This is a genomic window from Fibrobacter sp. UBA3629, from assembly GCF_002374005.1.
Classification (GTDB): Bacteria; Fibrobacterota; Fibrobacteria; order Fibrobacterales; family Fibrobacteraceae; genus Fibrobacter.
Window position 1 is genome coordinate 15,019 of the sequence record NZ_DFLC01000008.1, and the last position, 263, is coordinate 15,281.

At 48.3% G+C, this 263-nt stretch carries 1 pseudogene; it reads right to left on the reverse strand.

The features are described from left to right. A pseudogene (locus tag B2310_RS03025) lies at window positions 1-263 on the reverse strand (pectate lyase); the annotation flags it as partial.

The window sequence follows — 263 nt, forward strand, 5'->3', positions numbered from 1 at the left end:
CTCTTTGCTCCGGTGACCGTCGTATTCTTGAACTTGATCAAGGAATAGGCATCCTTTCCGGCCACCTGAATTTGCGGATTTTTCACATAGTTGTTTTCGTAAAGGACTTGCGTCTTCTTGTCGCTTTTCCCGGAGGCATCAATCACATGCCAGTGGTTGTAATCCACATAGGAATTGTAGATGTGGACCATCGAGGCGTAGGAACCATCCGCCTCGCTCGTCACCTTGGGAACGCGTCCGAAAGAATTGTGCCAATAGACATT